The 23,363-nt window shown below is 52.1% G+C and carries 23 protein-coding genes; 12 read left to right on the top strand and 11 right to left on the bottom strand.

Features of this window, described 5'->3' with window-relative positions; genetic code table 11:
• Positions 1-19 precede the first annotated feature (19 nt).
• Entirely contained in the window at positions 20-1,462 is a 1,443-nt protein-coding gene (pyk, locus tag OGY15_RS15175; RefSeq protein WP_003034890.1) for a pyruvate kinase, read from the bottom strand.
• A gap of 119 nt (positions 1,463-1,581) precedes the next feature.
• Entirely contained in the window at positions 1,582-2,451 is an 870-nt protein-coding gene (locus tag OGY15_RS15170; protein WP_286540069.1) for a MurR/RpiR family transcriptional regulator, read from the bottom strand.
• A 367-nt stretch (positions 2,452-2,818) separates the two neighbouring features.
• On the opposite strand from OGY15_RS15170, the gene zwf reads away from it, so the two are divergent.
• The 3 genes from zwf (at position 2,819) to kdgA (ending at position 7,015) form a co-directional block, all read left to right on the top strand.
• Positions 2,819-4,294: a glucose-6-phosphate dehydrogenase gene (gene zwf, locus OGY15_RS15165; RefSeq protein ID WP_187252270.1), complete on the top strand. Its 1,476-nt coding sequence runs from the start codon at positions 2,819-2,821 to the stop codon at positions 4,292-4,294.
• 233 nt (positions 4,295-4,527) lie between these two features.
• On the top strand, positions 4,528-6,339 hold the full coding sequence (gene edd, locus OGY15_RS15160) for a phosphogluconate dehydratase (RefSeq protein ID WP_151219483.1): 1,812 nt from the start codon (positions 4,528-4,530) through the stop codon (positions 6,337-6,339).
• A gap of 34 nt (positions 6,340-6,373) precedes the next feature.
• On the top strand, positions 6,374-7,015 hold the full coding sequence (kdgA, locus tag OGY15_RS15155; RefSeq protein WP_003034901.1) for a bifunctional 4-hydroxy-2-oxoglutarate aldolase/2-dehydro-3-deoxy-phosphogluconate aldolase: 642 nt from the start codon (positions 6,374-6,376) through the stop codon (positions 7,013-7,015).
• 67 nt (positions 7,016-7,082) lie between these two features.
• Here kdgA and purT read toward each other — a convergent pair whose 3' ends face one another.
• Positions 7,083-8,261 carry a formate-dependent phosphoribosylglycinamide formyltransferase gene (gene purT / locus OGY15_RS15150; RefSeq protein WP_286539872.1) on the bottom strand — a complete coding sequence of 393 codons (1,179 nt, stop codon included), beginning with the start codon at positions 8,259-8,261 and terminating at the stop codon, positions 7,083-7,085.
• 132 nt (positions 8,262-8,393) lie between these two features.
• Here purT and yebG point away from each other — a divergent pair, with 132 nt between their 5' ends.
• From yebG to ptrB, 4 genes are all read left to right on the top strand, one after another.
• Positions 8,394-8,684, top strand: coding sequence for a DNA damage-inducible protein YebG (yebG, locus tag OGY15_RS15145; protein ID WP_151219481.1), 291 nt, complete (start codon positions 8,394-8,396; stop codon positions 8,682-8,684).
• Positions 8,685-8,805: 121 nt separating this feature from the next.
• A complete protein-coding gene (gene yebF, locus OGY15_RS15140; RefSeq protein WP_151219480.1) occupies positions 8,806-9,159 on the top strand; it encodes a protein YebF in 354 nt (117 codons plus the stop codon).
• Positions 9,160-9,253: 94 nt separating this feature from the next.
• The gene (locus OGY15_RS15135) at positions 9,254-9,913 is read left to right on the top strand and encodes a tellurite resistance TerB family protein (protein WP_061068073.1); all 660 of its coding nucleotides are present in this window, start codon (positions 9,254-9,256) and stop codon (positions 9,911-9,913) included.
• An 86-nt stretch (positions 9,914-9,999) separates the two neighbouring features.
• Positions 10,000-12,048: an oligopeptidase B gene (gene ptrB, locus OGY15_RS15130; protein ID WP_187258831.1), complete on the top strand. Its 2,049-nt coding sequence runs from the start codon at positions 10,000-10,002 to the stop codon at positions 12,046-12,048.
• Positions 12,049-12,056: 8 nt separating this feature from the next.
• On the opposite strand, the gene exoX is transcribed toward ptrB, so the two are convergent.
• The 3 genes from exoX to OGY15_RS15115 all read right to left on the bottom strand — a co-directional run bounded on the left by exoX (position 12,057) and on the right by OGY15_RS15115 (position 13,736).
• Complete coding sequence (exoX, locus tag OGY15_RS15125; protein ID WP_286539867.1) at positions 12,057-12,719, bottom strand: exodeoxyribonuclease X; 663 nt, start codon at positions 12,717-12,719, stop codon at positions 12,057-12,059.
• 23 nt (positions 12,720-12,742) lie between these two features.
• Complete coding sequence (locus OGY15_RS15120; RefSeq protein ID WP_151219476.1) at positions 12,743-13,399, bottom strand: nitrilase-related carbon-nitrogen hydrolase; 657 nt, start codon at positions 13,397-13,399, stop codon at positions 12,743-12,745.
• 106 nt (positions 13,400-13,505) lie between these two features.
• Entirely contained in the window at positions 13,506-13,736 is a 231-nt protein-coding gene (locus OGY15_RS15115) for a DNA polymerase III subunit theta (protein ID WP_114682575.1), read from the bottom strand.
• A 143-nt stretch (positions 13,737-13,879) separates the two neighbouring features.
• Here OGY15_RS15115 and yobA point away from each other — a divergent pair, with 143 nt between their 5' ends.
• From yobA to pphA, 4 genes are all read left to right on the top strand, one after another.
• Positions 13,880-14,254: a CopC domain-containing protein YobA gene (gene yobA, locus OGY15_RS15110; protein ID WP_151219475.1), complete on the top strand. Its 375-nt coding sequence runs from the start codon at positions 13,880-13,882 to the stop codon at positions 14,252-14,254.
• Positions 14,255-14,257: 3 nt separating this feature from the next.
• Positions 14,258-15,130: a copper homeostasis membrane protein CopD gene (gene copD, locus OGY15_RS15105; protein WP_286539863.1), complete on the top strand. Its 873-nt coding sequence runs from the start codon at positions 14,258-14,260 to the stop codon at positions 15,128-15,130.
• A 20-nt stretch (positions 15,131-15,150) separates the two neighbouring features.
• The gene (locus OGY15_RS15100) at positions 15,151-15,489 is read left to right on the top strand and encodes a YebY family protein (protein ID WP_003833793.1); all 339 of its coding nucleotides are present in this window, start codon (positions 15,151-15,153) and stop codon (positions 15,487-15,489) included.
• A 412-nt stretch (positions 15,490-15,901) separates the two neighbouring features.
• Positions 15,902-16,543 (top strand): protein-serine/threonine phosphatase, encoded by a 642-nt coding sequence (pphA, locus tag OGY15_RS15095; RefSeq protein ID WP_151219474.1) that lies wholly within the window; start codon positions 15,902-15,904, stop codon positions 16,541-16,543.
• On the opposite strand, the gene OGY15_RS15090 is transcribed toward pphA, so the two are convergent.
• From OGY15_RS15090 to yebS, 5 genes are all read right to left on the bottom strand, one after another.
• A complete protein-coding gene (locus OGY15_RS15090; RefSeq protein ID WP_151219473.1) occupies positions 16,544-16,735 on the bottom strand; it encodes a YdfD/YebW family protein in 192 nt (63 codons plus the stop codon).
• A gap of 102 nt (positions 16,736-16,837) precedes the next feature.
• A complete protein-coding gene (locus OGY15_RS15085) occupies positions 16,838-17,074 on the bottom strand; it encodes a YebV family protein (protein ID WP_029139506.1) in 237 nt (78 codons plus the stop codon).
• Between the two features lie 100 nt (positions 17,075-17,174).
• Positions 17,175-18,596, bottom strand: a complete 1,422-nt coding sequence (rsmF, locus tag OGY15_RS15080) for a 16S rRNA (cytosine(1407)-C(5))-methyltransferase RsmF (RefSeq protein WP_151219472.1) — start codon at positions 18,594-18,596, stop codon at positions 17,175-17,177.
• 175 nt (positions 18,597-18,771) lie between these two features.
• Positions 18,772-21,405, bottom strand: a complete 2,634-nt coding sequence (locus tag OGY15_RS15075) for a PqiB family protein (protein ID WP_187258835.1) — start codon at positions 21,403-21,405, stop codon at positions 18,772-18,774.
• Entirely contained in the window at positions 21,374-22,657 is a 1,284-nt protein-coding gene (gene yebS, locus OGY15_RS15070; RefSeq protein WP_151219471.1) for a membrane integrity lipid transport subunit YebS, read from the bottom strand. Before yebS ends, OGY15_RS15075 begins: the two co-directional genes overlap by 32 nt.
• A 128-nt stretch (positions 22,658-22,785) precedes the next feature.
• On the opposite strand from yebS, the gene msrC reads away from it, so the two are divergent.
• Entirely contained in the window at positions 22,786-23,283 is a 498-nt protein-coding gene (gene msrC / locus OGY15_RS15065; RefSeq protein ID WP_252837672.1) for a free L-methionine (R)-S-oxide reductase MsrC, read from the top strand.
• Positions 23,284-23,363: the final 80 nt, after the last annotated feature.

Here is a 23,363-nt window from a genome sequence, read left to right as displayed (position 1 = left end):
TTTTTTATATTTGAGCCACTTATTCTACGGTCAGAATACGTGTGGTATTAGTTGAGCCTATAGTGCTCATCACATCGCCCTGGGTCACGATCACCAGATCACCCGAAACCAGATAGCCTTTATCGCGCAGCAAGTTCACCGCTTCATTAGCAGCAACGACACCGTCTGTTTCGCTGTCGAAGTGAACCGGGGTGACGCCGCGGTACAGGGAGGTCAGATTCAGCGTACGCTCATGACGAGACATCGCGAAAATCGGCAGACCAGAGCTGATACGAGAAGTCATCAGCGCGGTACGACCAGATTCCGTCATCGCGATGATAGCGGTAACCCCTTTAAGGTGGTTAGCGGCGTACATCGCTGACATAGCAATGGCTTCTTCAACGTTATCAAACTGCACGTCAAGGCGGTGTTTAGAGACATTGATGCTTGGGATTTTCTCCGCGCCCAGACAAACGCGGGCCATTGCCGCGACGGTTTCCGCCGGATACTGACCTGCTGCTGTTTCTGCAGAGAGCATAACGGCATCGGTACCATCAAGGACGGCGTTCGCCACGTCCATTACTTCTGCACGGGTCGGCATTGGGTTGGTGATCATCGACTCCATCATCTGGGTAGCGGTGATAACTGCCCGATTCAGCTGACGCGCGCGACGAATTAATGCTTTCTGAATGCCTACCAGCTCAGGATCGCCAATTTCAACGCCCAGGTCGCCACGCGCCACCATTACTACGTCGGAAGCCAGAATGATGTCATCCATCGCATTCTGGTCGCAGACGGCTTCTGCACGTTCTACTTTGGCGACGATTTTCGCATCGCAGCCAGCGTCGCGCGCCAGACGGCGGGCATAGTTCAGATCCTCGCCGCAGCGTGGGAAGGAGACGGCCAGATAGTCAACGCTGATTTGCGCGGCGGTGATAATGTCGGCTTTGTCTTTTTCGGTCAGAGCTTCAGCAGAGAGGCCGCCGCCCAGTTTGTTGATGCCCTTGTTATTAGACAGCGGGCCACCAACGGTCACTTCGGTGAAGACTTTCATGCCCTGAACTTCGAGCACCTTGAGCTGAACGCGACCGTCATCAAGCAGCAGGATATCACCAGGCACGACGTCAGCAGGCAGCCCTTTATAATCAATGCCGACTTTTTCTTTGTCGCCTTCGCCTTTGCCAAGGTTGGCGTCTAACAGAAACTTGTCGCCAACATTAAGGAATACTTTACCTTCTTTAAAGGTAGAAACGCGGATTTTAGGTCCCTGCAGGTCACCCAATATAGCTACATGACGTCCCAGTTTTGCGGCAATTTCACGGACCTTATCCGCCCGCAATTTGTGATCTTCTGGAGAGCCGTGAGAAAAGTTCATACGTACAACGTTCGCACCCGCGGCGATAATCTTTTCAAGGTTGTTATCGCGGTCAGTTGCCGGGCCTAACGTGGTAACGATTTTGGTTCTGCGAAGCCTTCTGGACATGTAATACTCCGTTGACTGAAACAACTTGGTGTTGCGTGAACATTAATCCGGCCGTTCTCAAACATTAACGGTAAAATGAACAACCCGGATGATAAAAGGGTAGAACATTGTTATTGCTTTTAGCGGTCATCACTCTTGATGAGTAATTCTTTATCAAAACGCGATTCCTTGAGCGCTTCCTTGACACGCTTCAAGTTATCTCTAAATTTTGCCCCACGGCGCAAAGTAAATCCTGTAGCCAGCACATCTATCACGGTCAGTTGAGCAAGTCGAGAGACCATGGGCATATAAATGTCAGTATCTTCCGGTACATCGAGGGTAATTGCCAGCGTTGCTTCACGCGCCAGCGGCGTGCCGGGAGATGTGAGGGCGATAACCATCGCGTCGTTTTCCCTGGCCAACTGCGCCAGCTCAACCAGACTTTTGGTTCTTCCGGTGTGAGAAATAAGCACAATGACGTCGTCGTCGCTACAATTCATACAGCTCATGCGTTGCAGAACAATATCGTCGGAATAGATTACCGGTACGTTAAATCGGAAAAATTTATTCATCGCGTCATGCGCGACTGCAGCGGAAGAACCCAGGCCAAAGAAGGCAATTTTTTTCGCCTGGGTTAACAAATCTACCGCCCGGTTTACCGCCGCGTTATCCAGCGACTGGCGGACGTGGTCGAGACTTGCCATCGCTGACTCGAAGATTTTCCCCGTGTAAGATTCTACGCTGTCATCCTCATCCACATTGCGATTAACATAAGGAGTGCCATTGGCCAGACTTTGCGCCAGATGCAGTTTAAAATCAGGGAAGCCGCGTGTGTCCATACTGCGACAGAAACGGTTAACCGTCGGCTCGCTGACATCGGCCTCAGCGGCAAGCGCGGCGATGCTCGAATGGATTGCCCGCTCGGGAAAGGCAATAATGATATCGGCGACTTTACGCTCTGACTTGCTCAAATGTTCCAGTTTTAACTGGATTTTTTCCAGCATATTCATGATGTAGGTAGACTCATGGGTCATGGACAAAACGATTTCAGCAATAAGGGGAAATCGGGGCATAATTCAGTGTATAGATATTACCCCTGCTGATGCGGCAACGGGGCAAAATGGACAGGATAGTTGTTGTTTTTTTTCATTACATGATCGGAGTCTGGTTTTCTTACTTCGTCATGGGTACGAAAAAAGGCGACTTTTTTGTCCATTTTGCTGCGGTAAACGACAATTAAGCGTCTGTTCGCGGTAACAGCACGGCTGGATAAGCGTTTACGGTTTCCGGATTCACGTAAAAGCAGTACAGTGCACTGTAATAAAATTACAACCAGTGTCTGGCAGAAGCACCAGGTACTTAATTGAGGAGAATGACATGGCGGTAACGCAAACAGCCCAGGCATGTGACCTGGTCATTTTCGGCGCGAAGGGCGACCTGGCGCGGCGGAAATTGCTGCCTTCCCTGTATCAACTGGAAAAGGCCGGTCAGATTAACCCGGAAACCCGTATCATCGGGGTAGGGCGTGCCGACTGGGACAAAGCAGCCTATACCAAGGTTGTGCGCGAAGCGCTCGAAACCTTCATGAAAGAAAAGATCGATGAAGGTTTATGGGAAACCCTCAGTGGTCGTCTGGAGTTTTGTAATCTGGACGTCAATGACACTGCCGCGTTCAAACGTCTGGGCAAAATGCTGGATCAAAAATCGCGTACCACCATTAACTATTTTGCGATGCCGCCGAGCACCTTTGGCGCGATCTGCAAAGGCCTGGGTGAAGCAAAGCTGAATGCTAAACCCGCCCGCGTGGTGATGGAAAAACCGCTGGGCACGTCGCTGGCGACATCCAGGGAGATCAACGATCAGGTTGGCGAGTACTTCGAAGAGTGTCAGGTTTATCGTATTGACCACTATCTCGGCAAAGAGACGGTTCTGAACCTGCTGGCACTGCGTTTTGCTAACTCCCTGTTTGTGAACAACTGGGATAACCGCACTATTGATCACGTAGAAATTACCGTGGCTGAAGAAGTCGGTATTGAAGGTCGCTGGGGCTATTTTGACCAGGCAGGTCAAATGCGCGACATGATTCAGAACCACCTGCTACAAATTCTGTGCATGATCGCGATGTCTCCGCCGTCCGATCTGAGCGCCGACAGCATCCGTGACGAAAAAGTGAAGGTGCTGAAATCGCTGCGTCGCATCGATCGTTCGAACGTACGTGAAAAAACGGTTCGCGGTCAGTACACCGCAGGCTTTGCCCAGGGCAAAAAAGTGCCGGGATACCTGGAAGAAGAAGGCGCGAACAAGAGCAGCAATACGGAAACGTTTGTGGCGATCCGTGTGGATATCGATAACTGGCGCTGGGCGGGCGTTCCGTTCTATCTGCGTACCGGTAAACGTTTACCGACGAAGTGCTCAGAAGTCGTGGTTTACTTCAAAACGCCTGGGCTGAATCTGTTCAGAGAGTCCTGGCAGGATCTGCCGCAGAACAAGCTGACCATTCGTTTGCAGCCTGATGAAGGTGTTGATATCCAGGTACTTAACAAAGTGCCTGGTCTGGATCATAAACATAATCTGCAAATTACCAAGCTTGATCTGAGCTATTCCGAAACCTTCAATCAGACGCACCTTGCTGATGCCTATGAGCGCCTGCTGCTCGAGACGATGCGTGGTATCCAGGCGCTGTTTGTGCGTCGTGATGAAGTTGAAGAAGCATGGAAGTGGGTCGACTCGATTACTGAAGCCTGGGCGATGGACAATGACGCGCCGAAGCCGTATCAGGCAGGTACCTGGGGACCGGTTGCTTCTGTGGCCATGATCACCCGTGATGGTCGTTCCTGGAACGAATTCGAGTAAAATGTCATCTAGCCCATTGGTATTATTTTACCGGTAACATGATCTAACACAGATTGTAGAATAATTTTTGCACTTTTAAGCTCCGCGTGGATTCACCCGCGGGGCTTTTTTTATTACACTGCCTGAAACGATTTTGCCCTTGAGCTACGGCTAACAAGCGATTCAGCTGTTTTTAACCCATCTGAATCACATTGTTAATCCAACGCTCTGACAGATAAATTTCAGGAGCCTCTATGAATCCGAATTTGTTACGCGTAACACAACGTATCGTCGAACGTTCTCGTGACACACGTTCCGCCTACCTCGCCCGTATTGAACAAGCGAAATCAACTACCGTTCATCGCTCACAGCTGGCATGCGGTAACCTTGCCCATGGTTTTGCCGCGTGTCAGCCGGACGACAAAGCTTCGCTGAAAAGCATGCTGCGTAACAATATCGCGATTATTACCTCCTATAACGACATGCTTTCCGCGCATCAACCGTATGAACACTATCCGGCCATCATTCGTAAAGCGCTGCATGAAGCCAATGCGGTAGGCCAGGTCGCAGGCGGTGTGCCGGCTATGTGTGATGGTGTGACCCAGGGACAGGATGGGATGGAACTGTCCCTGCTGAGTCGTGAAGTGATTGCGATGTCGGCTGCGGTGGGCCTTTCCCACAATATGTTCGACGGCGCGTTGTTCCTCGGCGTGTGCGACAAAATTGTTCCAGGTCTGGTGATGGCGGCACTGTCATTTGGGCATCTGCCTTCAATATTTATCCCTTCCGGTCCGATGGCTAGCGGTCTGGCGAACAAAGAAAAAGTGCGTATCCGTCAGCTGTATGCTGAAGGTAAAGTCGATCGTATGGCGCTTCTTGAATCCGAGGCGGCGTCTTATCACGCACCGGGAACCTGTACGTTCTACGGCACAGCAAATACCAACCAGATGGTGGTGGAGTTTATGGGGATGCAATTGCCAGGCTCCTCATTTGTGCACCCAGATGCGCCGCTGCGTGAAGCGCTGACCGCAGCAGCAGCCCGTCAGGTGACGCGCCTGACCGGCAACGGCAATGAATGGATGCCGATCGGTAAAATGATCGATGAAAAAGTGGTAGTGAACGGGATTGTCGCGCTGCTGGCGACCGGGGGCTCAACCAACCATACGATGCACCTGGTGGCCATGGCGCGCGCAGCCGGTATTCTCATTAACTGGGACGACTTCTCCGATCTGTCCGATATCGTGCCGCTGATGGCGCGTCTGTACCCGAATGGACCGGCGGACATTAACCACTTCCAGGCGGCGGGTGGGGTACCGGTATTAATGCGTGAGCTGCTTAACGCGGGTCTGCTGCATGAAGATGTGAACACCGTCGCTGGATTCGGTTTATCACGCTACACCATGGAGCCGTGGCTTAACAATGGTGAACTGGACTGGCGTGAAGGGGCGGCGAAGTCGCTGGACAGCAACGTGATTGCCACCTTTGACCAACCTTTCTCTCATCATGGCGGCACCAAAGTGCTGAGCGGAAACCTTGGCCGAGCGGTGATGAAAACATCGGCGGTTCCGGTAGAAAACCAGATCATCGAAGCACCGGCGGTTGTCTTTGAAAGTCAGCACGATGTGTTACCGGCGTTTGATGCGGGTCTGCTTGACCGGGATTGCGTGGTGGTTGTGCGTCATCAGGGACCAAAAGCGAACGGAATGCCAGAATTACATAAACTCATGCCGCCACTTGGTGTATTATTGGACCGTTGTTTCAAAATAGCGTTAGTTACTGATGGACGACTTTCAGGTGCTTCAGGTAAAGTGCCTTCAGCAATCCATGTAACTCCGGAAGCCTATGATGGCGGGCTGCTGGCAAAAGTACGCGATGGCGACATCATTCGTGTGAATGGACAGACAGGTGAATTAACGCTGCTGGTTGATGAAGAGGAACTTGCTTCTCGTCAGCCTCACATTCCTGACCTCAGCGCATCGCGCGTGGGTACTGGCCGTGAAATGTTCAGCGCGTTGCGTGAAAAGCTGTCCGGTGCGGAGCAGGGCGCAACCTGTATCACTTTTTAAGACTTATTTTGTAATCAGGCGAGAGAAAACTCTGATGAAAAACTGGAAGACAAGTGCAGAAGCAATCCTGACCACTGGCCCGGTTGTACCGGTTATCGTGGTTAATAAACTGGAGCACGCGGTGCCAATGGCAAAAGCGCTGGTTGCAGGGGGCGTGCGCGTTCTGGAAGTGACCTTACGTACCGCATGTGCGATGGATGCCATTCGCGCGATCGCCAAAGAAGTTCCGGACGCTATCGTTGGTGCGGGTACCGTACTGAATCCACAACAGCTGGCTGAAGTTACCGAAGCGGGGGCGCAATTTGCTATTAGCCCTGGCCTGACCGAACCGCTGCTGAAAGCCGCAACCGAAGGCACTATTCCGTTAATCCCGGGTATCAGCACCGTTTCTGAACTGATGCTGGGTATGGATTACGGTTTGAAAGAGTTCAAATTCTTCCCGGCGGAAGCGAACGGCGGTACTAAAGCGCTGCAGGCGATTGCGGGTCCGTTCTCACAGGTCCGTTTCTGCCCAACCGGTGGTATCTCTCCGGCGAATTACCGTGATTATCTGGCACTGAAAAGCGTACTGTGCATCGGCGGTTCCTGGCTGGTTCCGGCAGATGCGCTGGAAGCGGGTGATTACGATCGCATAACCAAACTAGCTCGTGAGGCTGTTGAAGGCGCGAAGCAGTAATTGCGCAAAATGCCCGGTAATCATTACCGGGCCTGCGAGTCTGTAACGGGCCATTCGGCCCGTTTTTTTATCCTTTTACCTTCACCTGTGCGGCCGCATTTTTTGCCCGAATCACCGCGTCCTCAATATTCTGCGCGGTAGTCAGCACCACGCCCAGACGACGGCTACCGTCGATTTCCGGTTTGCCGAAGAATCTAACTTGCATACCTGCGCCCACGGCGGCCTGAACGTTATCAAATGTCACATTCTGACTGATAAGCTGCGGCAGAATAACGGCGGAAGCTGAAGGTCCATACTGGCGGATTGCGCCAACGGGCAGACCGAGGAATGCGCGAACGTGCAGGGCAAACTCGGACAGATCCTGCGAAATTAAGGTCACCATACCCGTATCGTGAGGGCGAGGGGAAACTTCGCTGAAAATTACCTCATCACCGCAGACGAACAGTTCGACCCCAAACAGTCCGTAGCCGCCCAGCGCCAGCACCACCTTACGGGCAATCTCCTGCGCGCGTGCCAGTGCCAGTTCACTCATTTGCTGTGGCTGCCAGGATTCACGATAATCGCCATCCTCCTGACGATGTCCAACCGGCGCGCAGAAATGCACGCCATCAACGGCACTGACGGTAAGCAGGGTGATTTCAAAATCAAAATTCACTACGCCTTCGACGATAACGCGCCCGGCACCAGCCCGGCCACCCTGTTGAGCATAATCCCAGGCTGTAGTGAGCTGATCGGCTGAACGGATAAAACTCTGTCCTTTACCAGATGAACTCATTACTGGTTTCACGATGCAGGGATAGCCGATTTCAGTGACGGCTTCGCGAAAGCGGGCCTCGCTGTCAGCAAAGCGGTAAGAAGAGGTTGGTAGAGACAATTCTTCGGCGGCGAGTCGACGGATCCCTTCGCGGTTCATGGTCAGTTGCGTAGCCCTGGCGCACGGCACGACACGCTGGCCTTCCTGTTCCAGTTTTACCAGCATATCCGTAGCAATCGCCTCGATTTCCGGCACGATATAATGTGGTTTTTCACGCTCTACGAGTTGGCGTAATGCTTCGCCGTCCAGCATGTTGATTACGTACGAGCGGTGGGCAACGTGCATGGCTGGTGCGTCGGGGTAACGATCCACGGCAATGACTTCCACACCCAGGCGTTGACATTCAATTGCCACCTCTTTACCTAGTTCACCCGAACCTAATAACATCACTCGCGTTGCTGCGGGACGCAGCGCTGTGCCTAATAACGTCATAAATTAATCCCCTGTTTTATCTGGGCGCAGTATAAACGAAAACGTTTGCGTCTGTCTTTATTACCAGGTTGATTTCGAGGCACAAAAAGAATATACTGTACATAAATACAGGTAATTTAAGAGGCTGCAAAAATGGCGGTTGAAGTTAAATACGTAGTCATTCGGGAAGGTGAGGAAAAAATGTCGTTTACCAGCAAAAAGGAAGCCGATGCGTATGACAAAATGCTTGATACAGCGGATTTGCTCGACACATGGCTGGAGCAATCGCCGGTAGCGCTTGAAGACGAGCAGCGCGAAGCGCTTTCCCTGTGGCTGGCTGAGCAAAAAGATGTACTAAGCACCATTCTGAAAAATGGCAAATTGCCATCGCCACAGGCGGTCGAAAACGACGCGCACGGTGAAGATGATACTCAGGCTGCCTGAAACGACTTGCGCTCCTGACGTTTTGTACCATGCTTTTCCCTGAATCATTGTGCAATCCCTGACGTCATTTCTCATTGCTACAAGCAATCTGAAGGACGAAGGGGAGTTTAAGGAGAAAAGAATGTATAAAAAAAGAGCGTTGTTGAGCCTGCTGCTGCTGTCTGCCAGCGCATCTGTATTTGCGGCAAATATGGAAAGTAAAAATGTCCAGTTCCCTAAGTGTGAGGGACTGGACGCTAAGGGTATTGCGGCGAGCGTGAAACGTGATTATCAACAAAATCGCATCGCGCGCTGGGCTGACGATCAAAAACGCGTCGGGCAAGCCGATCCTGTCGCCTGGGTCAACACACCCGATATTACGGGCAAAGACGGTAAATGGTCTGTTCCTCTGACGGTTCGCGGTAAAAGCGCGGATATTCACTATCAGGTAAAAGTCGATTGCAAAGCCGGAACGGCGGAATATCAGCCGCAGTAACGGAGGTATTTGCACATCTTTTGATGACCAGGACACTTCCTGACATCCCCTCGGGTACGCTTTGATGATTATTCGTCTGTACTTGAGGGGCAAAATGGCTAACTGGCTGAATCAACTACAATCTCTTCTTGGGCAAAAAGGATCCTCCGCGTCATCTTCTGGCGAGCAAGGGCTGAGTAAACTTCTGGTTCCGGGCGCGTTAGGCGGTCTGGCTGGATTACTGGTTGCCAACAAATCTTCACGTAAATTACTGAGTAAATACGGCACCAGCGCACTTCTGGTGGGGGGCGGTGCGGTTGCCGGGACTGTGTTATGGAACAAATACAAGGATAAAGTCCGCGCAGCGCATCAGGATGAGCCGCAGTTTGGTGCACAAAGCTCTCCGCTGGATGAGCGAACCGAACGTCTGATTCTGGCGCTGGTTTTTGCGGCAAAAAGCGATGGCCATATTGATGCCAAAGAACGTAGCGCTATTGAGCAGCAGCTCCGTGAAGCGGGCGTGGAAGAGCAGGGCCGCGTTTTGATTGAGCGCGCCATCGAACAACCGTTAGATCCTCAGCGCCTGGCGCAAGGTATCCGCAATGAAGAAGAAGCGCTGGAAATTTACTTCCTGAGCTGTGCGGCGATCGATATCGACCACTTTATGGAGCGTAGTTATCTGAATGCGCTGGGCGATGCGTTGAAGATCCCGCAGGATGTTCGTGAGGGCATTGAACAGGATCTCAAGGAACAAAAACAGGCTTTACCGGGTTAAATACTTACCGCTAAGGTGCATGTTTCGCTTGCATCATTGCTGTCTTTTGCCACCCTTATAGGATGATTAAGCAAAAGAACAATGACATGCTACCAACAGCTTCTCGTATTCCCCACGCCATGACTCAGCATGGCGACACCCGCGTTGATAATTATTACTGGCTGCGAGATGACACCCGCTCGCAGCCAGAAGTGCTGAATTATCTGCAACAAGAAAATGCGTATGGCCGCCAGATTATGGCCTCGCAGCAGGCCTTGCAGGATCGCGTCCTGAAAGAGATTATCGACCGAATCCCGCCTCAGGACGCTTCCGCCCCCTATGTGAAGAATGGTTATCGCTACCGCCATATTTATGAACCGGGGTGCGAATATGCCATTTATCAGCGTCAGTCTGCCTTGAGTGAAGAGTGGGATGAATGGGACACGCTGTTGGATGGTAATCAGCGTGCGGCCCACAGTGAGTTTTATACGCTGGGCGGGCTGGCGATATCTCCGGATAACACCATCATGGCGCTGGCCGAAGATTATCTTTCTCGTCGGCAATATGGTGTGCGGTTTCGCAATCTGCAAAGCGGGAACTGGTATCCGGAAGTTCTGGAAAACGTTGAACCGGACCTGATCTGGGCGAATGACTCGCAGACCTTCTATTATGTGCGCAAACATGCAACCACTCTGCTCCCGTATCAGGTCTGGCGGCATACTGTCGGCTCGCCATCATCCCTGGATGAGCTGGTATATGAAGAGGCTGATGACATGTTTTATGTCAGCCTGCATAAAACCACATCGTTACACTATGTCGTTATTCATGTCGCCAGCGCGACCACAAGTGAGGTTTTGCTGCTTGACGCGGAGCTGGCGGATGCCGAACCGTTGGTATTTTTAGCTCGGCGTAAAGATCACGAGTACAGCCTCGATCACTATCAGCATACGTTTTATTTGCGTTCCAACCGCAAGGGTAAAAATTTCGGCCTGTATCGCACCCGGGTACGTGATGAACAAGCCTGGGAGGCGCTGATCCCGCCGCGCGACAATATTATGCTGGAGGGCTTTACGCTGTTCACAGACTGGTTGGTGGTGGAAGAGCGCCAGCGGGGCTTAACCAGCCTACGCCAGATCAATCGTAAAACGCGTGAAGTGGTCGGTATCGCCTTTGACGATCCGGCTTATGTGACCTGGCTTGCCTATAACCCTGAGCCGGAGACATCGCGCCTGCGTTATGGCTATTCCTCCATGACCACCCCGGACACGCTGTTTGAACTGGATATGGACACCGGGGAACGTCGCGTGCTCAAGCAGACGGAGGTCCCCGGATTTGATGCGGCGAACTATCGCAGCGAACACCTATGGATCACTGTGCGTGATGGTACAGAGGTTCCGGTTTCGCTGGTTTACCATCAAAAGTACTTCCTGAAAGGGAAAAATCCGTTACTGGTTTATGGCTATGGCTCGTATGGCGCCAGCATGGACGCCGATTTCAGCAGCAGTCGCTTGAGCCTACTGGATCGCGGCTTTGTGTATGCCATTGCCCATGTGCGTGGCGGCGGTGAGTTAGGGCAACAATGGTACGAAGACGGTAAGTTTCTGCAGAAGAAGAATACCTTCAATGATTACCTCGACGTCTGCGATGCACTGCTAAAAATGGGCTATGGCGCACCTTCGCTATGTTATGGCATGGGGGGAAGCGCCGGAGGAATGTTAATGGGTGTCGCCATCAATGAGCGCCCCGAACTGTTTCATGGCGTCATTGCACAGGTGCCATTTGTCGATGTGCTCACCACAATGCTGGATGAGTCAATTCCATTGACGACCGGTGAGTTTGAAGAGTGGGGTAATCCGCAGGAGGAAGAGTATTACACCTACATGAAAAGCTACAGTCCGTATGACAATGTTACCGCGCAGGCTTATCCGCATCTGCTGGTAACGACGGGCTTGCACGACTCTCAGGTGCAATACTGGGAACCGGCAAAATGGGTGGCAAAACTGCGTGAGCTGAAAACGGACGACCATCTGCTGTTACTCTGCACAGATATGGATTCCGGGCACGGCGGTAAATCCGGACGTTATAAATCTTACGAAGGCGTGGCCCTGGAATACGCTTTTTTGATTGGGCTGGCGCAGGGAACACTGCCTGGATAAGCCTAAACTCAGGCGTTATCCAGATAGTGTTTCAGCGTTAAGCGCAGCTCCGGGCTCATGCTGTCGAGGTTATTAAATAACCAACGCAGATAGCCTGGATCGCGTTCAGCCACTTCTGACACCGCTTTTCCACGGTACTTACCAAAAGTGAAAGTGGTCAGTAATGCGGGGCGGCCGGTAATATCCACCATCTGTTCTGTTGTCCAGCCTGACGTCTGCATAATGTCGATCAGGAGTGCGGCGGTGATATAACAATCGTACAGGGCGCGGTGATGATGCAGGCCTGCTGGCGTCTGGACGCTCAGCTTGCGCGATTTATACAGCGCCATGTTGCTGTATTTTATCCCTGGCCACAAACGCCGGGAGAGTTTCATGGTGCAAATCCACTCTCCGGGCATGTCGGGTAATACGCGGCGGTCAAAGCTGGCATTGTGCGCCACGTACCACTCGCTGCCGTAATATTGCGGGATGACATCTTCAATCCACGGTTTATCGGCCACCATCGCTTCTGTAATGCGATGGATTGCCATCGCCTGGGGGCTGATTGGGCGGTCAGGACGCACCAGATGGCTCATTGGATTAACTATTTTTCCGTCAACCACGTCGACAGAAGCAATCTCAACAATGCCTCCCTGCAGACCACAGGTTTCTGTATCTATTATGCGCAACATACCATGCTCCTGACCCAAAACGACTAGCGTAATGGAATGATATCACCTTGCCAACCCCGTGGCGTGCGTTGACCGGTTAAGAGCAAAGAACCGCTATCTGCGCGAACAATCAATCGACCGCGCTCATCCCATAACGCGCTGCTGCCACGCGCATTGGCCATTAATACCGCAATGGCAAACTTGTGCGAGAAACTCTGTAGACGAGATGTAGAAGAGAGCAGCTCAGGTTCACTGACGGACTGAGAACTGGTGAACAGTGAGTAAGCAGGGTCGATATCGCTTCCTTCTGGCTGGCTATCCACAACGCTGATGGCATTTTGCTGTCGGGCGATACAGGCTCCGTGACTATGATGAAACATTAAGGGCGAGGTCATCCTGGGAGAGAAAAGCGCGATGCCTTTTACGAACCGGTTGTTATGTTCCACCGGTAGTCCTGCAATGATCGTCATACGATAAGTCACAGCGGCATGGGCGAGAGGTTCTAACAGCGCTTTATCGGGTGGGGCAGGCAGCGCGTCATGTTCATCGACACAACCTAACAAGGAGAGGGAAGGGAATACCAGCAATTCACATTGGCATTGAGCGGCTGCCTGAATGAATTGCAGGTGATGTGCGACATGCTCGGTAACTGAGGTATGAAGAGGTTCGTACTGTGCTGCTGCGATTTTCCAGTGTGACATAATGATTTCCTTTTCATAGTGTCTACAATCATCCTTAAAGTATAGATTAAGAATATACTTATACTGTAGCAGCCATCATGTAAGGAATCGTAACGTAATATAAGTTTTATTTAACTTTAGGCTCGTAAGGTAAACGGGAAAGGGAAACGGATGCCAGTCGGTGCGCGATGAGCCTTTCGCGAAACCAGCCGCGTAAATGTTCGGGCTGTTCACGTTCAACAACTTCAGCAACAACGGGCATGTTGTATCGCTCCTTAAACGCAACACCCGCAGCGGCCAGGTCAACATTGACCTTATCCATCTCCGCCTGCTCAAGTTTGGCCAGATTGATGTTCATGGGCTTCTCCTTTTCTCTGTCTTTCGGCGCGCAAAGTTACTAAGAGTGTGCATTAATGGCAAGACCGAAATGATGATTCTCGACTCGATCATTGTAGAAGGTTATTCTCTATAGATTAGACATAACAAAAAGGAATAGTTGAAATGGCTTCATCTGCATCTCTGCTTCGCAACGCTCTCATCGTACTCGCCAGCGTGCTGGCAACGCCCGCCGCCCTGGCGCATGCTCATCTGACAAAACAAAACCCGGCTGCGAATGCTGAGGTTACGACATCTCCTCAGGCGTTGACGCTGAATTTTTCTGAAGGCGTGGAACCCGGATTTAGCGGAGCAACGCTGACAGGCCCAAATAAAGAACAGATCAAAACGGGCAAGGCGTCTCGCAGTGAACAGGATAAAACGCAATTGATTGTTCCGCTTGCTCAAACGCTTGAGGCCGGGAAATACACGGTCGACTGGCACGTCGTCTCCGTGGATGGTCATAAGACAAAGGGGCAATATACCTTTAGCGTGAAATAACCGATGCTGGCATTTACCTGGGTTGCACTGCGTTTTATCCATTTTACCACGCTGATGCTGGTGTTTGGCTGTGCGCTTTACGGCGCATGGCTGGCTCCCGTTTCGGTTCGTCGTTTAATGATGCGTCGTTTTTTGCGTCTGCAACAGCATGCCGCAGCGTGGAGCTTCATCAGCGCGACGCTGATGCTGGCGATCCAGGGGGGGTTAATGGGCTCAGGCTGGCGGGATGTTGCCTCTACTGACGTTTGGGGTGCCGTGCTGCAAACGCAGTTTGGTGGCGTATGGCTATGGCAAATTATCCTCGCGCTGGTTACGTTGGTGGTGACAATTATGGTCCCGCGCAACATGCCGCGACTGCTGTTAATGTTGACGATTGCGCAGTTTATTTTGCTAGCTGGCGTCGGACATGCGACGCTGCACAGCGGTATCGTTGGGGCATTCCAGCAGGTTAACCACGCCCTGCATCTGGTATGCGCTGCCGCCTGGTTCGGCGGTTTGCTGCCCGTACTTTACTGTATGCGAATGGCGCATAGCCGCTGGCAGGAACAGGCCATCAGTACCATGATGCGCTTTTCCCGCTTTGGGCATCTTTTCGTTATCGGTGTTTTACTTACTGGTATCATGAATGCGCTGTTTATTGTCGGTTTTTCCATTCCCTGGCACATGGCTTACGGGCAACTGCTTTTGCTAAAAGGTGCTCTGGTGATGCTAATGGTGGCGATTGCGCTGGCGAATCGGTATGTTTTGGTACCACGCATGCGGCAGGATAACCGCAGTATGACTCTCTATTTTATTTGGATGACTAAGCTGGAATGGGGAATTGGGGCGGTTGTGCTGGCGATAGTCAGCCTGTTTGCCACTCTCGAACCTTTCTGATTGATGGACTGGCGAAACGCATGAAAAAAATCATTATCTCGTTATTACTACTGGCAAGCTCTGGGGCCGCGCTGGCTGCGCCACAGGTCATTACCGTCAGCCGTTTTGAGGTTGGCAAAGATAAGTGGGCGTTTAATCGGGAAGAGGTGATGCTGACCTGCCGTCCAGGAAACGCACTGTATGTCATCAACCCCAGTACGCTGGTGCAATACCCGTTGAATGATGTCGCCAGACAGCAAGTAGAAAGCGGGAAAACCACGGCGAAGCCGATCGAGATTATCCAGATTGATGACCCGGCGAAACCGGGTGAAAAAATGAGCCTGGCGCCGTTTGTGGAGCGTGCAGAAAAGCTCTGTTAATTGCCAGATGTAGCGCTCTGATTTCCAATAAAAAACCGCAAGGATCTCGCAGGAGAACTTGCGGTTTTAGCGTTTGGATGCGTGACGATCGCCCTTTTTTTCCGGCCACTTTAGTCGCGGACTGGAAAACCTGGCGCTGTCATCTATTCTTAAATAGCAGGGTAACTTAGCCTGCATTAATGCCAACTTTTAGCGCACGGCTCTCTCCCAAGAGCCATTTCCCTGGACCGAATACAGGAATCGTATTCGGTCTCTTTTTATGTGGCGAATGCGTTGCCATCCTGGGCTTAACACTGCGTGTCGCATGTTACATTCTTCGTAAACCATACCATACTCCGGCCCATGATCGTCCAGGCTTTTTTGCCGCCATTGCTAAAATTATAACCAGGTACCATTGAACTCAGGAGGCGGCATGGGACGACCAGATAATATCTATCAACGAATTGAAGGTTCGCACTGGCGTCACGTCTGGGTAGTCGGAGATATCCACGGCTGTTTCTCATTGTTGATGGCACACTTGCACCAGCACCGTTTTGATCCGTGGCAGGATCTGCTGGTTTCGGTGGGGGATGTTATCGACCGTGGGCCTGATAGTTTGCGTTGCCTGAAACTCCTACGTGAGAGCTGGATTGTGGCGGTCAGGGGTAATCATGAACAGATGGCGCTGGACGCGCTGGCGACGGGGGAGCCCTTCCACTGGTTTATGAATGGTGGTTCATGGTTTGCACAGGCGGAGCAGCCAGCGGCGAGATCCTCGCTTGAAGAGTGTCGGGATTTACCCTGGATTCTGGAGCTGCGTTGCCAGAACGGCATACATGTTATTGCCCACGCTGATTACCCTGATGAAGATTATCAGTGGCAAAAAGAGGTCGACTTACGGCGGGTGCTGTGGGATCGCTCAAGGCTGATGAGTAAAGGCAACGGCATTCGCGGGGCGGATCACTTTTGGTTTGGTCATACGCCGCTGCGCCAACGGCTGGATCGCGATAATCTGCACTATATTGATACCGGTGCGGTGTTTGGCGGCGAATTAACGCTGGTGCAACTGCAATAATCAAAAATCGCTGTATTCCTGGGCCGGATGCCAGAAGCTGTCAATATAGTCATCTGCAGGTAAACATCCGCCGTTACGAATACGCTGATCGTCCATCGATATCAGGCACTGCTGCTCAGTTTTGTAGACATCCACCACGATATCTTCACAACCGCCCTCCAGGTAGCACACAAAAAGAACCAGCGTGAACATTCCATCCTCATATGGTAAAGCCATACCTGTAGTGTAGAGGATGTTGATAGATGAGGGAAATTAAGCAAGAAATAACCCGTCTGGCGACGGGTTCTTTTTGAATCAGGCAAGGCGCATGATCCAGGCATCTGACTTACGATCGTAGTGCTCGCGAAATAGTACCGAATGTTCTCCGTTCAGAAGAGCCGGGACGCTGGTGTCGGCATCCCAGGCGTCCAGTTGCATACATAAATCCGGATCAGATTTACACGGAATGGTTAACGTTCGGTCTCCTGGCGACTCGCCATGTAACTCGGCGTCGTCGATTTCAAAAGCGCCAATGCGCACACTGGTTTTCATCATCGTGCTCTCCGTTGATTTGTTGGTTGTGGTACGACCAGTTAAGCCGTCCATTTTTCAGCGTAGTCAACGTTAGCAAAAGCGCCAGTAAAAACGTGCGTTACCTTGTAAAGAGTTTGCCATCCCGGACAAGATCGCGTGGATAGCTATTCTTTAATCGCGAACCAATACGTTTTGCCAGACCGATTGGTTGGTGCTGGAATGTAACCAGTACGTCGTCACTCGTTGGTGCGGTTTGTGGGTAGACATCCCGGCCGCGGTACCACTCTTCAGCTTCGGTAAGGGTCAGTTCAAACGCATGGCTATGATTTGGGTTGGCGAGCGCGATGACGGCTTCATGCTGCCAGCGGTAACCTTTATTGTGTGTTTCAGCCAGTTTGACGCCGAGTCGGGAAAAACGAACTTTGCCGATCAGTGGTTCAATGTCTGTTGGAAACAGCCAAATCTCTTTATCACGCTGCCACAGACGCAAAGTGCCTCCCCACTGCAATCCACAGGCGTTAGCGGCCTGAGTAACAAGCGCGGATTCACGTCCTTTAAGTGGGCTGAAAGGGAAGTTACCCACTTTGTACTTTGGCGTCGGTAATGGAGGGATGGCGGCTGTTTTGCGCAAACGTGCAACGAAGAAACCTTCGCAATCGTAGATTTGCGGGAACACGTGCAGAAAGCCTTCCGGCGTCAGGGCGCGTTCGGCTTCCGGGAATAAATCGCCCAGTGGCAAAAATTCGACTGCATCCGGGTAAGTCTCAATCAACCACTGCATGACGTTTTCATTTTCGTCACGGTTAAGCGTACAGGTGGAATAAACCAGCGTGCCGCCGGGCCGCAGAGCGTGAAAGGCGCTGTCGAGCAGTTCGCGCTGAGTCGCGGCAATTTCCAGATTACTTTCTGGCGACCAGTTTTTCAGCGCATCGGGGTCTTTACGCATCACGCCTTCGCCGGAACATGGGGCGTCCAGCAAAATGGCATCAAAGGATTCAGGCAACGCTGCGCCAAATACGCGGCCGTCAAAATGGGTGAGCGCGACATTGGCTATCCCACAACGGCTGATATTGGCATGCAGGACTTTGACGCGACTGGCGGAAAACTCATTCGCAAGAATCGCGCCCTGATTATTCATTTTTGCGGCAATTTGCGTGGTTTTAGAACCTGGCGCTGCCGCAACATCCATAACTCGTTCCGGGGTGTTGCCTTCGGCAAACAGCGCGGCGACCGGCAGCATTGAGCTGGCTTCCTGAATATAAAACAGACCGCTTAAATGCTCTGCGGTGCTACCGAGCGGCAGTGACTCTTCATCATCGCGTTCAATCCAGAAACCTTCAGCACACCAAGGAACCGGAGTGAGCGACCAGTTGTAAGGCGCGGTCAGCGTGAGGAAATCGGCAACGGAAATTTTCAGCGTGTTGACGCGGATACTACGGCGCAGCGGGCGCTGGCAGGCAGCGAGAAAATCATCGAATGACAGCGTGGAAGGCATTGCTTCACGCATTTGGGTCAGAAAGGCGTCGGGAAAATAAGCCACTTGGTACCACCGGCAAAAAAACAGGTGCGCAGTGTAGCATATACCCTAAATAATTCGAGTTGCAGGAATCTGGTAAGTGACTGGGGTAAACGAGAGTACCTAACGCATATGCAACTTGAAGTATGACGGGTAGGAGTGCTCCGGCGCGAGTATTTACGCCGGAGCAGAGGAGAGATTAACGTGGCAGGGCGGTTCCCCAGTCACGCCACTCTTTCGGTTCGCTTTCGAGCAGCAGGAAGTGTTTACCCGACTGCGCTTTCGGGGCGAGTGGCGTACCCGGTGGCGTGGCGAAGGCGATACCACCGCGAATGAACTGGTTGAACGTACCGGTTTTCACGACGCCGCCGGTCAAACCGAAGTCGAGATTGTATCCGGATGCCAGCCAGAACACGGAATTGTTGCGCACCAGGTGCTGATAGCGCTGGCTAATGCGCATGGCAACCATCACACGGTCAGAAAGAGAACCCAGCGTCAGCCCGGTGACGGTCCCCACTTCAATGCCTCTGAACAGCACTGGCGTACCGATATTCAGCGAACCGGCTTCCGGCGCTTCCACCACAATACTCAGACCATCGAGGTAACGAGAGTCGGTAATCGTGGCTTCCTGTAGCTCAAAATCACGGCGCGGGTTGCCGCGTCCTGGTTCAACGTTGATATACGGCTGCAGGATGGTATCCAGATGCTCCACGCCCGCCGCCGAAATTTGCGGCGTGATCACGGAGAAGCGCGTACCGCTTCGGGCAAAGGTCTGCACATATTCCGGATACAGAACCGCTTTTGCCTGAACTTCGTTACGGGCGGTGATGAGCTCAAGCGTCTGGATCTGACCAATATCGATCCCAAGATAGCGAATCGGCATGCCGGCCGCGAGTTTACCGGCATCGAACGCGTGCAGGGTTATCTGACCGCCCACCGCACGCGCGGCGGTTTCGGAAGCATACAAAATACGCTTGTCGCCTTTGCGTTGACTGGCGCTGGCGCCACTTAAGTTATCAAAGCTGATAGCCCCTTTGAGTGCGCGCGACAGGGGAGATGCTTGTACGGTTAAACCGCTGCCGTTGAGCTGAACCTTTGCACCGCCTTCGGCCCAGAACACGCTGTTGCTGGTCAACAAATTGCGATATTCCGGTTTGATATGCAGATCGATATCAAACGCATCGGCGCGCGGACGAACGCTAATCACTTCACCGACCTCAAATTTGCGGTAGAGCACCACCGAACCGGCCTGCACATCCGGCAGCGTTTCGGCGCTCAGGCTGACCGTGGTGGTTGGCAGATCGCTCAGGCTGTTTTCAATTGCTTTTTCCAGGTTGGCATACAGCGGGTAGCTTTTTTGCATTTCGCCTTTGGTGCCTGGCAAAATGCGAATGCCGCCGCTGAGCCACTCACTGGCGCTGGCACCAAGGAATTCCACACCATCCAGTCCGACTTTGACATCCACCCGGCTGTTGACCACGAATTTACTGTCGCCTTGCACCAGCGAGCGATGCTGCGGTTCGATGGCAACGATAAATGAGACGCCTTTGCTGGAAAGCGTACGCTCAATAACCTGACCGACCTGTACGCCGTGGAGGATCAGCGGCTGGCCGGCTTCAATACCGTAACTCTCCGGTGCGGTCAGCGTAAATGTCATGACGCCTGGATCGTGTAACAACGACTTCTCTGCGGGAATAACAGTAAACTGGCTACGCGGCTCGCCTTCGCCGGGGACCAGTTCAAACGTTTTACCCGTCAGCAGTGAGCTGAGATTGGCATCGTTTAACGATAATTTAGGGCTGTGTAATTCGATCCGCGTGTTGTCGCGCAGCAGCGTTACGACGCTGGGGTCGACCGTCATTTCGCCGGTGACTTTCCCGCCCGGATTTAAATCCAGTTTGGTAAGCTGACCGACCTCTAATCCTTGATACATCAGTGACGTTGAGCCTGCCTTGAGTCCGTCTCCGCTGGGTAAATCAAGTTTGACAATTACCCCGCGCTGGCTGTGCGCGAGATCCTGATATAAACCAAACGTGTCGTCGGCAGCCGCGGGTTTTGAGTCTTCCGGCGAATCAAAAGCAATCGCACCATTGACCAGCGCGGCCAGACTTTCCAGTTTTACCTTTGCGCCACTGAGGCTGACATCCGCATTCACGCCGGATACGTTCCAGAAGCGGCTGCCTTTTTTCACCAGGTTGGTAAAGCGACGTTCAATCAACACGTCGATGGTTACCCCCTGATGATTGGGGTTAATGGCGTAGTCATACACCCGACCGACCGGAATCTTACGGAAATAAACCAGTGAACCGCTATTAAGCGAACCGAGGTCAGGCGCCCGCAGATGCAGCATCAAATCGCCATTATCAAGACGATATTTGGGCTGCGTATCGAGGGCGACGAAATGATCTTCTTCCTCGCCGGTTCCGGGCATCATGCCGATATAGTTACCACCAACCAACGCATCCAGACCCGAAACCCCAGCCAGCGACGCTTTCGGTGTAACAAGCCAGAACTGAGTATCTTTGCGCAGTGCATCTTTCATGCTCGATTTGATGCTGACGCGGACTTCAATTTTACGCAGATCTTTGCTGAGGTTGATATCTTGTACTGTGCCCACTTCAACGCCCTGATAACGAACGGGCGTGCGTCCGGGCACAATGCCGTCCGCAGACATGAAGTCAATGGTCACGGTATTGCCGCGATCTTCATAGCTCCCCCAGATCAGCCAACCTGCAATCATCAATGCGATCAACGGCAGCAGCCAGAACGGAGAGATACGACGTTTTGTTTTAATCTGCGCTTCAGTCTGCGAAGCGGGCGTTTCCTGACTCATGTGCATCCCAAAGTAATCGGCTGTCCAGCCATTCCACAGCAAGAATAGTCAATATTACCGCCGCGCCGAAATAAAACGCAGCCGGTCCCATAGTAAAAGCAAGAATCTGATCGCGATTAATCAGTGACATGGTTAACGCGATAACAAAGAGGTCCAACATCGACCAGCGACCAATCCAGGTCACCATGCGCAGCAGTTTGATGCGGGTACGCAATCCTTGCTCGCAGTTAAAATGAATGCTGATGAGCAACGTAAACATCACAATCACTTTGGTGAATGGCACCAGAATACTGGCGATAAAAACGATCGCCGCCACGCCGACGTTACTGTTTGCCAAAGACATTATGCCTGACAGGATGGTGTCCTCCTGTCGACCACCGTTGACATATATTACCGAGATGGGCAGCAGATTAGCAGGCAAAAGCAGGACAATCGAGGCCAGAAGAGCCGCCCAACACTTTTGAATACTTTGGTTCCTGCGCCAACGCAACGGGATATGGCAACGAGGGCAGCGACCTCGCGCGTCCGGATAACCTGTAAAGTGACAACCGAGGCAGACGCGGAGCTTTTCATCAGGGCGACGGGCCGGTCTTTGCGGATAAAATCGGTCCCAAAGCTGCTCTACGTTGAGGTGCGACAACGTCAAAATACTGAGGATCACCAGCGCGATAAAAGCAAACAGCCCCACACCGGGTTGCAAAAAAGCATAGTCCTGAACTTTGATTGATGCGACGCCAATACCCACAAGATAGATATCGAGCATCACCCACTCTTTAAGCCTTTCCAGCATCAACAGTACCGGGCGCAGGTTCATCCCGAGAATATTGCCAAACCACAGATAAGCAATTGAGGTCACGAGAATTAGCGGCGCACCAGCCACGCAAAATAGCACGAAGGATGCGGTGAGTGGATCGCCCTGACGGGTCATTTGCCAGATGCCCTGCAGCACATTGGCGTCAATGCGTACACCTAACAGATAGATGTGCAGGAGCGGCTCTCCCCAGGCAAAGGGCATCAGCAGCAGCATGGCGAAAGCCATTGCCGCCAGCCGCGTTAGTGACCAGTCGCGTCCGTCACGAATTCTTGCCTGACAGCGTGGGCAAAATGCACTTTGGTGTGAACGCATTTTAGGCAAACTAAAGATCAGGTCACATTCAGGGCAGCGATGGTAATTCGCACGAGGAAGTGCATCACCAATGGACCTGATGGCTATTTTTTTAGTCGGCGTGATGCGTGGTGTCGTTAAGGCCATGTATCGCGAATCAAATTGTTGAAGTAATGTTATCTTAACTCATGACGGGAATGATCTTGAGCATTAACGCATTTAATGTTTATTTTAGTAGGCTGCAGTTTTAGGTAAGACAACTAAGTGATTACATAATGAACAAAATAGAGCTATACACGGATCTGAACCGTGATTTTCAGGCATTAATGGCAGGTGAGACTAGTTTTCTGGCAACGCTGGCAAATACCAGCGCGTTGTTGTTCGAGCGTCTTGCAGAAGTAAATTGGGCCGGTTTTTATCTGCTCGAAAACGATACGCTGGTGCTGGGGCCTTTCCAGGGGAAAATCGCCTGTGTGCGGATTCCGGTGGGGCGCGGAGTATGTGGTACCGCCGTGGCGCAGAACCAGGTTCAGCGTATTGAGGACGTACATGCTTTTGACGGGCACATCGCCTGCGATGCCGCCAGCAACGCTGAAATCGTCCTGCCAATCACCGTCGACAATCAGATCATCGGCGTGCTGGATATTGATAGCACGGCGTTTGGCCGTTTTACTGAGGAAGATGAACGGGGGCTGCGGACGCTGGTGGCACAGCTTGAAACCGTGCTTGCAACGACGGATTACAAAAAATTCTTTGCGCGCGTCGCAGGATAATCAACGGATAACGTAGCAATTACTGATGACGTCATTATAATGTCGCCTGTTCATGCCTGCGCTTGTTGGCTACGTCCGTT

Source organism: Citrobacter sp. Cu231 (assembly GCF_030332265.1).
Taxonomy (GTDB): domain Bacteria; phylum Pseudomonadota; class Gammaproteobacteria; order Enterobacterales; family Enterobacteriaceae; genus Citrobacter; species Citrobacter meridianamericanus.
Note: the sequence above shows the minus strand (reverse complement) of the source record. Positions and strands in the feature narration are given on the sequence as shown.